Origin of the sequence: Nocardia brasiliensis IFM 10847, from assembly GCF_000710915.1 — a bacterium.
GTDB lineage: Bacteria > Actinomycetota > Actinomycetes > Mycobacteriales > Mycobacteriaceae > Nocardia > Nocardia brasiliensis_A.
The window spans coordinates 1-11888 of the sequence record NZ_BAUA01000033.1 but is presented as its reverse complement, the minus strand read 5'-3'; the positions used below and the strand labels follow the sequence as shown (position 1 = coordinate 11888).

Annotated in this window: 12 protein-coding genes and 1 pseudogene; 2 read left to right on the top strand and 11 right to left on the bottom strand. The window is 62.6% G+C overall.

The genetic code is table 11. From position 1 onward, the window contains the following. The first annotated feature begins 529 nt into the window (after positions 1-529). Complete coding sequence (locus NBRGI_RS47245) at positions 530-1393, top strand: hypothetical protein (RefSeq protein ID WP_148310712.1); 864 nt, start codon at positions 530-532, stop codon at positions 1391-1393. A gap of 115 nt (positions 1394-1508) precedes the next feature. After that, the gene (locus tag NBRGI_RS46190; protein ID WP_081877943.1) at positions 1509-1892 is read left to right on the top strand and encodes a transposase; all 384 of its coding nucleotides are present in this window, start codon (positions 1509-1511) and stop codon (positions 1890-1892) included. Here NBRGI_RS46190 and NBRGI_RS47240 read toward each other — a convergent pair. The 11 genes and pseudogenes from NBRGI_RS47240 to NBRGI_RS06340 all read right to left on the bottom strand — a co-directional run. After that, positions 1859-2107: a hypothetical protein gene (locus NBRGI_RS47240; protein ID WP_148310711.1), complete on the bottom strand. Its 249-nt coding sequence runs from the start codon at positions 2105-2107 to the stop codon at positions 1859-1861. The two genes, NBRGI_RS46190 and NBRGI_RS47240, sit on opposite strands and share 34 nt — an antisense overlap. Positions 2108-3168: 1061 nt before the next feature. Further along, positions 3169-3579, bottom strand: coding sequence for a hypothetical protein (locus NBRGI_RS06380; RefSeq protein ID WP_029893460.1), 411 nt, complete (start codon positions 3577-3579; stop codon positions 3169-3171). Between the two features lie 20 nt (positions 3580-3599). Continuing rightward, positions 3600-3935, bottom strand: coding sequence for a hypothetical protein (locus NBRGI_RS06375; protein WP_029893458.1), 336 nt, complete (start codon positions 3933-3935; stop codon positions 3600-3602). A gap of 58 nt (positions 3936-3993) precedes the next feature. Then, positions 3994-4578, bottom strand: coding sequence for a hypothetical protein (locus NBRGI_RS47235; protein WP_148310710.1), 585 nt, complete (start codon positions 4576-4578; stop codon positions 3994-3996). Between the two features lie 563 nt (positions 4579-5141). After that, on the bottom strand, positions 5142-5750 hold the full coding sequence (locus NBRGI_RS06365; protein ID WP_235210870.1) for an MspA family porin: 609 nt from the start codon (positions 5748-5750) through the stop codon (positions 5142-5144). A gap of 575 nt (positions 5751-6325) precedes the next feature. Next, positions 6326-6583 carry a hypothetical protein gene (locus NBRGI_RS06360; protein ID WP_029893454.1) on the bottom strand — a complete coding sequence of 86 codons (258 nt, stop codon included), beginning with the start codon at positions 6581-6583 and terminating at the stop codon, positions 6326-6328. 525 nt (positions 6584-7108) lie between these two features. Continuing rightward, the gene (locus NBRGI_RS43480; RefSeq protein WP_051727536.1) at positions 7109-7948 is read right to left on the bottom strand and encodes an SAM-dependent methyltransferase; all 840 of its coding nucleotides are present in this window, start codon (positions 7946-7948) and stop codon (positions 7109-7111) included. A gap of 184 nt (positions 7949-8132) precedes the next feature. Further along, positions 8133-9314 carry a hydroxymethylglutaryl-CoA synthase gene (locus tag NBRGI_RS06350; protein ID WP_029893450.1) on the bottom strand — a complete coding sequence of 394 codons (1182 nt, stop codon included), beginning with the start codon at positions 9312-9314 and terminating at the stop codon, positions 8133-8135. Next, positions 9311-10390 carry a hydroxymethylglutaryl-CoA reductase gene (locus tag NBRGI_RS06345; protein WP_029893448.1) on the bottom strand — a complete coding sequence of 360 codons (1080 nt, stop codon included), beginning with the start codon at positions 10388-10390 and terminating at the stop codon, positions 9311-9313. The genes NBRGI_RS06350 and NBRGI_RS06345 overlap by 4 nt, the downstream gene beginning before the upstream one ends. A gap of 367 nt (positions 10391-10757) precedes the next feature. Next, positions 10758-11231 (bottom strand): annotated as a pseudogene (locus NBRGI_RS49845) (GHMP family kinase ATP-binding protein); the annotation flags it as partial. Positions 11232-11236: 5 nt separating this feature from the next. Next, positions 11237-11888: polyprenyl synthetase family protein (locus NBRGI_RS06340; RefSeq protein WP_029893446.1), on the bottom strand; the 652-nt coding region annotated here is incomplete at its 5' end.

Sequence of the window (11888 nt, the reverse complement as noted above, 5' to 3'; positions counted from 1 at the left end):
GTGCACTGCCTTGATGGCCGTAAGTGCGAATTTTGACACCACTTATCGGTGAATTCTGACGTCACTCGGGGCCGATCCGGGGCGGGTGTATCCGTGAATTTTGACGTCATCGGCGTGTCCGGTCGCTGGGCGTGTCAGAAGGGCATGGTGTGGAGGTCCACCGCTGGGCGATCTGGTGTGCGCGTGCAAGCACCCGAACGAAGGTGGCCAGAATGACGCTGACGCGCGCGTCGCACATCCGCTTGCCTGGCGCACCCGACATTCGTTTTATGCCAACAGGAAGGACCTCAGACCACCCCTGGACTGGGCGGCCATGCGGGGCGGAGTCCGTTGCCAACGGCCTGATGGCGACACGCCGCTACCCCGAAACGCCCAATACAGTAAGAGCGTATCGATTCAACGGGTGATAGCCTCCGCGCACTGGCACCCGGACACACAGCGGCGGCCTGCAATCGATGACGAGAGATACGCCACACGGGGACACGGCCAGGTTTCGTAACTTTGAATTAACCGACGACGAGGAGGGTAGATGGCGGAATCGTGCATTATCACCCAACGAAACGCACACCGATGGATCACTGCTGCTGTGGTACTGATCGCCGGAATCGGCTTTGCGCCGGTAACAGCGCAAGCGGATACCGACGAGCAGACTCGCAACGTCACTCTCAAATCGGGGTCAGATGGCTCTACACAGCTAAAGTTCGAAGGGACCGTGAAGAGTGTGAAAGGCCGATACGCGCTCGATGGTTCTTTCTCCGGCTCATGCCTCGCTGGCAGAAATGAGTACGCCAGTGGGTCTATCCACTGGAGATTGGTCGACGGCCGTGAACACGTCCAAGAAGCTTTCTGTCACCGTCGGGGCGATGGCAGTTACGATTTCCAAGGTCATGTTTCGGAATCGGAGCCTGACGATGGGACTCCCGCGCTGGCAGCATGGTTGTGCATAAAATCGAGCTCTCAAGCGGAGGAGGACTGCAGAAATCCGCTCGAGGAAGTGTACGCCTTGGGTAATGCCAAAGAAGTGAGGGCGAGTCAAGAACAAGACAGCATTCACAGCTTGGAGCGTTCCCTGTCGGACTCTATCAACTTTATTGCATTTCGAGGCGCGGTGAGAAAAGAATCGGGGAACGTCACTCTGGCGGGCGTGTTGGGCGCGCAGTCCTCTTCGGATTCGTTCTGTAAGGAGCATGATGGGATCACCTTTCGGGTGAAGTATCTACCCGGCGAGAAAACCGGGGGCGATCTCCTCGGCTGCCCAGGGCCTGGTGACGAATTCTTCAAGTACACCAAGATGACCGAGCGTATCGACGCAACTGCTGTCGAATTATCCGTATGCCTGGAAAAGGCCGATGCTGAGCCCAGGTGTACGGAACCAGCCAAATATGATTTGTAAATTGTGGCGAGTCGCGCGGCGAACGTCGGTGACGATGGGTCTGTGCCTGCGACTTGCAGCATGGGATGGCGCTGCCTTAAGGCCGTGTCTTACGTAGTCGTGATTCGTTTTCGGCGTGCCGGATGAGTTGTGGACGCTGGCCGAGCCGCTGCTGCCACCGTTCAGCCCGTGTCCGCAGGGCGGTGGTACCGCACAGGCCGACGAGCGGGCGATGTTCAACGCGGTGGTGTTCGTGCTGATGATCTCGGCCAACATGGACTGGCGTTCGGCCTTGGCCATCAAGTCGGTGACCATCAGCAGGTCGAACAACTCCAGCACGTCATGTCGCAGCAACCAACCCGAAAACCAGCCTTGGGACGTGACCGCCCACGTCGACTGGACCGCCGCTCATGGTCACCGAGACCCGATTACACGGCATCGCCTGGGGGCTGCCCAGGCGATGCCTCCCGATACGCCGATCAGACGTCAATTTGTCAACCCGGCCGTAAAATGGGCGTGAGTTCCTTGCGAGAATCCCCACCCTGTCCCTTCCTCGTCGACGGTTATCTGCAGCTCGCCGGATTCCTGTACCCCCACCCCAAGGCTGTCACCCACATTGATGCTGGTGTCGCTGGTAACGCCAACCTCGGCCGCGTTAGCGGTGGGGATAGCGAATCCGAGCAGTCCAGCGGACGCGATAGCCAGAAGCAAGGTAATTTTCTTGATGGCGCGCATGGCCATCACCTCCTTTGAAGACCGGTGCCCAGGGCACCGGGTGAGAACCATTCTCTTGTGAGCATCGGGGGCGCACCCGGGCACTGCCAGGGGGCCGTACCGAGCGATGCAATTCCTCCGATGTGCCAGATAGTTCGTCGCCCATGTGACGCGCGTTACACTGGGCGATTGCGCGGTTACCCTGCCCGAGGCCCACATCAGGTCACCGAGTCCCTCGGTAAGTTCGGGGGCTTCATGTGCAAAGGATGGAATCGTGTTGCCGCCCGACGAACAGCTTCGAGGGCCGCGCCGGATACTCCTTGCGCGCCTCCGGGAACACCGACGTCAGCGCGGCGTTGACCGTGCGGTAGCCCGACGTTGTACTTGGCCTGGAGATCCCTGCCCGACATGCCCGCTCTCGTGCCCCGGCGGATCGCCGCAGCTGCGCCTTGGATTGGTTCGGCGGCACGGATCCACTTCTACGGGCCGTTGCAGCTGATAGCAGGGTGATCTTGCCACTGCAACCCGTCAGGTGGTGTCAAAATCCGCGGATACCAACACCTTCCGCGCCGGGAGTGATGTCGAGATTCACGGATCAACGACGTCGTGGTTCACGGATAAAACCACCTTGAGCTCGCCGAGAATGAATCCACGCCGCAGCTGGGTCGCGTCCGCGGTCAGCGAAGCCATGAAGGAGTCGAACGATTCGAGGTTCGCCGCCGCGGCGTCTGCGCGGTACGCGGCACGACATACAGCACGTCACGAGCCGGCTGACGGTTGATCGTGATCCCCGGCGTCAGCTCCGCCAGCGCACCCGGCACAGTCGCCCAGCTTCGCCGACGCGAACTCGACGACCACGCCGACAGCTTCGAGCTCTCCCACCTCGTAGGCTGCCCGCCCACCCATCTCCGCGTCGAGACGATGAAAAGCGCACTGAGGCGCATGGCGGAGCCCCTCGCCCGGCCAGACAGCGAGATGATGACGATAGCGGACGCTCCGGGGCTCGATATACTTCGACTCCTTGGTGGGCGCCATGAGAACCGCGCCCCTAATTCAGGTCGATGGCCTGCAGTCTTGGGTAGTCAGCAGTTGTCGAATCGCCATTGACCATCGATGAAGGTCCACACCCGTGGAGTGGGGTCATCTTCGCTTGCACGGTCGTCGAAGTTCTTGGTGACAACGAATCCGGAAGTGCCGGACGCGGAGACGACGTATTCGGCTGGTTTGGTTTTGAGGTCGCGATCGCCGTAGTACTGCTGCATGGCCGCCTCGAAATCGGCCTCGCTGATCTTGAGTTTGCAACGGGTGGAGCGGAATTGGTAGGCGCTGCTGTAGTCGCGGTCGGCGACCGCAGTCATCATTTTCGCCGCTTCGGTTTGCAGGGCAGCAGGGCTGGCGTCGCCGGGTGGTGCTGTGATGCTCGGCGGGCTCGTTTTGTCGTCCTGACCGCAGGCGGTCAGGGCCAGCGGTGTGGTCAGCGCGAGTGCGAGCACGCCCAGCGAGTATCGAGGGTTCATCGCGTTCCCTTCTGCGAGATCATGTAGGTGACGACCTGGGGAGCCACCGAGAGGGTGGCGAACAAGACCCCTGCGCGTATGCCGAGCGGGATCGGAGACCCCCACGCCACGAAAGCCAGTGCCGCGGCGATCAAGATCGCCATGATGGCCCACAGCAGCGGGACGGAATACACCCTTTCAGGAGCGCCGTCGAGGTTGTAGATGTCGAGAATCCGCCGGGCCGTTCGCCGCGACGGGCTGTCGGGGCCGTTTCGGTGTGTCACCACGAAGGCCGCAGCGGCGGGTGTTAGAACGACGACCACGACCACTGCCGCGTATAGGAGGTCGATCATCGCTGTGGCTCCTTCCTCGAAGTCGCGGTCCGCCAGTTTGGAGGTCGCGCTGGGACATTCAAATGAGCACCGACGGCGGGGGTGTCGGCCGAGGAGAGGTCGGCGGGGGAGGTGGCGGTGAACTCGGCGGCGGCACCGGTGCTGGGGCGGGGGCTGGGACTTGTGAGGACGGTGCCTGCGTGGGCGGCGGGGTGGCCGGTGCCGGGGAGTTGGCCGTCGGCGCCACCGAGGCGGTGGGTCCGACACCACTGCTGCGAGGTGCAGAAGTAGGTGCAGGTGCAGGTGCAGGGGGTGAGGTTGGTGTCACCGGCAGGATCTCGACCTGAATGTTCTTTCCCACCACTATCCCCAGAAACTTCGAATCCGAGATCGTGATTTTGATCTGGAACGGGCCCATTGGTTTGACCTTGTAGGAGTCGATGGCCTGGACCACCGCGTACGCGGGCAGCGCACACAGAAGACCGACGGCGCTGAATTCCTCGGTGCACAACACCGTGGCGATCGCTGGGACACCCCATTTGGCCATTTGCCACACATAATCGGATGTCTTCGGGTCGAGCAGCCAGGTGCCGTTGGGCAGTTGCTTCCAAGGATCGAGGTCACCTAACGAAGGGAACGGCAGCTTCTCGGGCAATTCCGGCATCGGGACGTTCGGGCGCGGGAAGCCCGGAAGCTTCGGGATACCGGGGATTTTGGGCGGAAAGTCGAGGTCGACCGGCGTACGTCCAGGAACCGTGACGGCTCCCGGCGCGGGCGCCGGTGGCGGTGGTGCGGGCTGTGGTTGCGGGGCCTGCCGCCCGGGTACCGGGACGATGGGTGTGCCGTTGCCGGGGCCGACCGGTGGTGGTGTGAGCGCGCCCGCGCGGGTTCCGCCGCCGGTGCCGGGCTGGTTCGGTGCCCAGCTCGGCAGTGGTGGTGGTGTGGGTGCGGTGGGGGGTTGTGAGGGTTCGGGGACATCGACACACGGCCAGCCGGGATGCATCTGCTGCCACTGCTCACACGGAATGTAGGGTCCCGCCGACGCCGGCGGGGCGGCAGGCTCGGTGGCGGCGAGTACGGCCATACCCGCGATCAGCGTCCCGGTCGTGACCAGGGCGGCGCCGGTGGCGCGCCAGGTTCTCCAACGGTCCCCGTGGGCGGTGTCGGTTCGGTGCATGGAACGCTCACGCTCCTGAACGGGCTTGGCGGGCATAAGGTTTGCGCGGCTCATAAGTACACCGGGTCGCCGTAGACGGTGACGGTGTTGTCCGCGGTCGGGGTGGAGATCCGCGCGGTGGCGAACGAGCGCAGGCTCACCGGCCCCATGCAGGCGTCGATTTTGACCTCGACTCCTTCGGCGGTGATCGACGCGCGTGGCCCGGCCAGCGGCTTGGTCCCGAAGTCGATGGTCGCGATCGAGCCGGGTTTGAGGGTGGTGGAGATGTTCGGTGACACCGACGCGCTCGCACCAAGGCTCACACTCGGCGGGTAAGAGATGTTGAGCGAGGCGTTCGGCCCAACCGAGACCCCCATGCCCAGGGTCAGGCCGGTGGAGACATCGACTTGGCAGCCGATCTGATACCCCAAACCCAGCGACCCCGCCGATATCGGCGCCGACCCGCCACCGGAGACTTCGGCGACGGCTTTGAGGCTGACGAACCCCTCACGGGTGAACATCGTCGCAGCCAGATTCGGAACCCGATCCAGATTCTCATTGGTCTTCGTTACGGCGAGGGTCCACCCGTCATCGGTGATGGTCTGGCGGTACTTGTCGGCTACCGGGTCCGCGCTCGCCGTGCCCGCACCCCACGCCCCGGCGAGCAACACCGTACTCACGGCGGCAGCACAGGACGCTGTCTGCAAGGTCCTCCCCACAACCTTCTCCTCCCACAATCACAGCGAACTATCAGCTATCTATGTGTGCAGGGTGACACGTCGCCATCCACGCCGGACAGGAGTTTGTGACTGTAGTCACAATCGGACCGTATAAGCGAAACGGGTCACAATCATGGGTGGTGCTGTCGAAACCGGCCGGGGCTCTTACTGATTCGCGACAAGAGCGCACTCCGGACGGGCTCGGGACCGGGGATGCCGTGCCCGAACCGTTATGCACCCCAGGGGGCATCGGTCGGGGTGAACCTTTCGCCGAGTTCGTCGAACGTACCGGGGATGTCACTCGAATCCTGTGGCTGGAAGCCACGGGTCGGCGAGCCGAGATCGCGGTGCCTGCGCTGCTCTCGGTCGGGTACCGGCTCGTCGAGCCCCCCCGCGCCACCTGGTGCAGGGGCTGCGCTGACGTTCAAGGCCTCTAGCAACGGCGAACTCACCGAAGCCGAAGCCATCGCCCATCTGACCAAGGATGTCTTGGTGGCGGTGGTCATCGAGCCCGCGAAGGGCTTTTCGCCGCGGGTTCAGCCGAGGTAGTGGGCGAGCAGCACGATGATCAGCGCTAGGAGCGCGACGGTGCCGATCAACGCGGCGAGTGCGCATCCGGTGGGCAGGGCGTCGCTGTCGGGTTCGTGGGCACCGGGTTTGCGGGCGAGGGCTGGCGATGGTGGTGGTGCGGCAGGCGGCGTGGGTATGGGGCGTGGGCGGGGTTGCTGGGTTTGTTCGAGGTCGGTGGTGCGGACCCATCCGGGCTGGGGTTTGCCGAAATTGGTGAGCGGCATGCCTGGTGTGTCGCTGGGATCCAGCGGCGTTGGCCGCTGAGTACTTCGGCGAGGAATTGTGCTGCGGGGAGGCCGGCGTGGGTGAGGGTGGATGGTTTGGTGGTGGTGGTGCCGAGGCGGAATGTTGTTGATTGGACGTAGATTTCGGCGTGCTGGTCGAGGGCGTGGGTGTCGTCGGTCCAGGGTTGGAATTCGGGTTGGTTACGGGTCCAGCGTTGGCGGCGGTCGAGGACCTTGCAGCGCACGCTGGGGATTCGCCACATGGCTTTGTTGACGGGGGTGCCGGTGAGGTCGTGGCGGATGAACCAGAGGGTCTCGGCGCCCTTGGCGGTGCGGGCTTTGGTGCGGGCGGCGAACTCGGTCGGGCACTGCGTGAGTCTACGAATGCCGATAGGGTTAGCCGGATACGGGGAAGCACTCAATCGTACCCTGGTGGCGCTCCACTTGAGTGAACGGTTGCGGCAATGTCGGGGCCTATCGGACGAAGAGCGGAAAAGGAGCTCACTCCGAGGGTATCACCGGGCTTCACCGAGTCGTATCGGGCTTGTGGGCTGCGAGAAGGACGTAACGGGCTTTACCTTCCCCGGCTGCCTTCTCGAATAGCGTGAACAAGTCTTCTAGGGCGGCCGTCTGTTCAGTGCCAGCTACCTCGATAAGCGCCGACCGGCGGTCGCTGACGCGCTTGCTGAATTCTCGATAGGAAGGGCGAGTTTGTTCACTGATGTCGCGAACGTCGTCTACATGAAATCCAGCTCCGGCTACGAGTTGGCGGTAGTTGGTGATGCTATCGAGGGAGAGCAGGTCGAGAATAGACACCGCCGCACCGATGCTCTGAATGGTTTCGGATTCGCGTTGAGTGATGTCGGCTATGGCGAGCTTGGCTCCAGGCCGCAGTACTCGGAAGAGCTCGTGCAGCACTCGTGTTTTGTCGGGCATGTGCAGGATGGACTCGATCGCGATGGCTGCGTCGAAGGACTCACCGCCGAAAGGTAGGGAGGTAGCGTCAGCCACACGAAAGTTGGTGAGATCACTCAATCCCTGCTGGCGGCTGTGCGAGTTGGCCGTGTCGACCTGTTTGGGGCTGATGGTGACGCCGGTCACGTACGCCCCCTTGGTCCGGGCGATTCGACACGCGGGACCGCCGGTTCCGCACCCAACGTCGAGTACGCGTCTGCCGCTGGTCGCAGCACTAGCTTGCGCGATAAGATCGGTGAGTCGGTCTTGGGCGTCGTCCATTGACAAGTCCGGTTCGTCGTCGGGCCAGTATCCGAGATGGACGTTTTCACCGCAGAAGATCTCCACTGCCTGGGTGTTGTCGTAGAAATCGGTCACTGCTTCGAGAGCGGGGCCGCGGTTCTGGACCATAATTACACTACCTTTCGATTAAGTGCCCACCCACCGGCTGCGCCGTGGATGAGGCGGGAGCAGGCGACAATAGTTCTATATGGACTTAGTGTTCGAGGTCATCGCGATGTATCGGTACGGCGGTCACTATTCGCTTGGTACTGCCGAAGAAGCTTCATTATCAGTGTGTGTGATTGTAAGCGCATCAGAATCTCTGCTTCGTCTCATAGATGCGCTGATGGCCGGTATACCCGACCAGTCGATAGGGTCCGGAGGTTTCCTCAGGTAGGAGGTAGTCGGATCCGTCGCGCGGGGGGTCGATGTGGTGGAGCTCCCGGTATCGGCTGTAGCTGATGTGTGCTCGACGTGCTATTGCGGCCTGGTTGGAAGTTGTTCTGAGGTGGTCACGATATCCAGGAACGGCGGTGACGGCGAAAAATTCTGCGACACAACCAGAGCCGTAACTGACGAGCGCTATGGGCTGATCGGTTAGATCGCCTCCATGATCGAGGAGCGAGGCGAGCGCTAAGTACAACGAGGCGTTGTAACTGTTTCCCACGTGCTGGTTGTAGTAAATCGTGTGGCCCACAGCGGCTTCGATGTCTTCGTCAGTAAAAGGGATTTCGTTGGACTTCAACAAGTGGCGGTGTGCCTTGTTACTCATTTTTGTGAATGGCTGATGATAGCAGTATGCACGGAACTCAGAAAGCGCACGACCTCCCTGTTTGGCGTAATCTGCATAGGCCTTTTCGATGGCGCTCAGATAAGCCTCTCGTGAAAATTTTCCGTCGACAACGGCAGTCGACCGGTAGGCGGGGCGCCAGAAGTCCATGATGTCGGCAGAGTGCACTCCGGAGATCGGCTCGAGTCGCGCAATATCAGGATCAGTTGCGATGAGCATGGCGACGGCGGCGGCACCTTGAGTTGGTTCAGCTGGAGTGTCGAGGTCGTAGCGTGCGATGTCTGTCGCGATGACCAGGACATGGTCGCCGCGTTGTTTGGTGACGAGTCCGGAAGCGAATTGTAGCGCTGCAGTGCCGGCGTAGCAGGCTTGTTTCAGTTCGACGACGCGGGCCGTAGCAGGCAGCCCGATCAGATCGTGGAGGTAGAGTGCAGCAGCTTTGGATTCGTCGACTCCGGTTTCGGTGGCCAGCAGCACGGCGCGCAGTTTGCCAGTCCCGTGGCGTTCCAGGATAGGCGCGGCCGCGGTGGCGGCCATCGTGACGATGTCCTCATCGGGGGCCGGCACACTCATCGTCTGCTGCCCGAGTCCTTTGGTGAATTTCTCAGCGGGTTGACCGTGATGTTCGGCGAGACGGTCAATACTCAGGCAGTACTGGGTGGTGGCGAAGGACAGATCATGGATTCCGTTGACAGGTACAGTCATCCGTCCGCTCCGGACCTGCGTACTGGGGTGGACCGTTCGAGTCGCAAGTGGGCCCGCATGAGTTCTCCAGGGTTGGTTTGCGCAGCCATGAGTGAGAGTTCGCCGCACGCGACGGTGGACGCGGCGATCACGGCGAGGCGTCTGGCGTTCGCGCCGGGCTCGCGCTGTGCTCGGCAACCGAGCCGAGCAAGCGCGTCCTCGACGAAATCGAGGTCTTTGGCGTTGCCGACGGTACCGACGATGACATTAGGCAGGGTGGCCGAGAAGTAGAGGTCGCCGTCGCGGTCTTCGACGTAGGTGAGCCCTTGAGAGCCTTCGACAATGTTCGCGGCGTCTTGTCCGGTCGCGAGGTAGAACGCGAGCAGCATGTTGGCGTAATGGGCGTTGGCGCAACGAATTCCGCCTGCCAGGATGGTGCCAATCAGGTTCTTGCGGGTGTTGAGGTCCGCGATCCGGGCGGCGGTGGTGTGCAGCTGTTCATGGACGATCTCACGCGGGACGAGGAGTTCGGTGACGATATTCTTGCCGCGTCCGAGGATTCCGTTGACGGCGCTGGGCTTCTTGTCGATGCAGTAGTTGCCCGAGATCGATCCGTAGCGTACGCCCGCCACGGAGTCGAGGATCCAGGCGGTAAGCTGGTCTGCGGCTTGGGTTGTCATATTGTGGCCGGCGGCATCGCCGGTGGTGAACTCGAACCGCAGAAACAACAGATTCCCCACGATCTGGTGATGCAGGTCGATCAGTGTGCAGAACCGGCTACCGCTGGCGGCCACTGCTTGCAGCGTGGCGAATTGCGACTGCAGTTGGCGAGTCGCCGACAGTGCGGTGGCGGCATCGTTGGCTTCGAGCAGGGTCGAGCGGGTCATCCGTTCGTCGACGAGGGTGGCGAGGATGCCGTCGCCGGTGGCCATCGATATGCGGGCACCGCGCTGTACTGATGGCCATAGCGGTGATTCGTGGGTCGCCAGGGGTATTTCGAGATCCTCGTTGACGGTGTTGCCGGTGATGCGGACGGGCCCGACCCATTGCACGGGTACACTGGCGGCAAGTTTCTCCGCGGTACGTGGGCTTCTCATGAGACCTCCAGTTCAGGGGGTGTGCGTAGTTCGGACGCGCGGATCCCCGCGCGAGTCCAGCGGTGGCGCATGTGGTCGATCGAGGTGACCGCGTCGGGCTGGATGACCGCGATCCCGCAGTTTCCCCGCCCGCGCCGGGGATCCCTCCTCGGCCGCGGCCGAGGAGATGAGGGGTGGCAGAGGTCTCTATCAGCCGCCGCGCCAGCGTGGGATCGGCGGCCAGTCGTGCCCGGACCGACTCGACAGCGAGTTCGGCGCTACTCGTGATACCCGTGTCCGCGATGACCAACTCAGCATCGAATCCGACCTTGAGCGGTCGCGCCATACCGGCGTGAAACCAGATGGGGCCTTGCGCGATCGATGACCACGCGTCAACACCGCTGGCCCTGCCGTCGGCAACTCGCTCACAGCACTGCACGAGCCGACACAGCGGCGCGACGTCGAGCGCCTTGCCATAGAGCTCGGCGACTGCCGACGCAGCCAGGGCTGCGCACGCGGCACTGGCACCGAGTCCGCGCCCGAGCGGAACGGCACGCCACACGTCGAGATCGACACACCGGTCCGATAAACCCCACTGCTGCAATGCGGCAGCCACCGCAACCTCGACACCCGTCAATGGGGCTCGACCACCGCCGCGGTACGGACAGCGAATTCCTGAACTGTGGGTGGTAGCGTACGAGCAGGCAGAGGGGGCCGATTCGGTTCGCGTGCAAGCAGTGACCGGCAGGGTCGCGACTGGTAGTGCCAGTGCTGGTGTCCCATAGACAACGGTGTGCCCACCCGGCAAGATCACCTTGCCGTGGGCTCGGCCGACACCGAGCTGCAACTGCTGATTGTCCATGGCGCTCATCGATCCCGATGGATGAGTGTGTGAGCCAACGCCACGAGTTGATCGGCATCCATAGCATCGGGTAGTGCACTCAAAGCCGCATTTATCCGTTGATCGGCCAACGCCTGCGTAATCTGACGACCCCTGGCGGCTTCGATCAGTGCTGTCGCGCGGGCGATGTCGCCGGTGCTAAGCGGAACCCGTGACCGGTACAATGCGGCCAGTTCCACCCCGGCGTCGGTTTCTGAGGCCATGGCGACGACGACGGGCAGAGTGAGTTTGCGCCGTGCGATGTCGTTGCCAACCGGTTTTCCGGTCCGGGCTGGGTCGCCCCAGATCCCGAGGATGTCATCGATATACTGCAGCGCGAGCCCGAGTTCTCGGCCGAACTGATCCATCATGGCCACGGTGGCTTCCTCAGCCCCCGCACACACGGCGCCGAGCGCACTCGCGCACCCCATCAGCGAACCGGTCTTGCCGGCCACCATGGCACTGTACTCGTCGAGCCCTACCCGATAACAGGTCTCGAAGCGGCAATCTCCGGCCTGCCCGCGGCACAGTTCTACGATGGTCGTGGTCATCCGCTCGATGGCAGCGGCAACGAACTTTGCTGGCAGACCATCGGCCAGCACACCAATCGCCGTGCTGTGTAAGACATCGCCCAGCAGG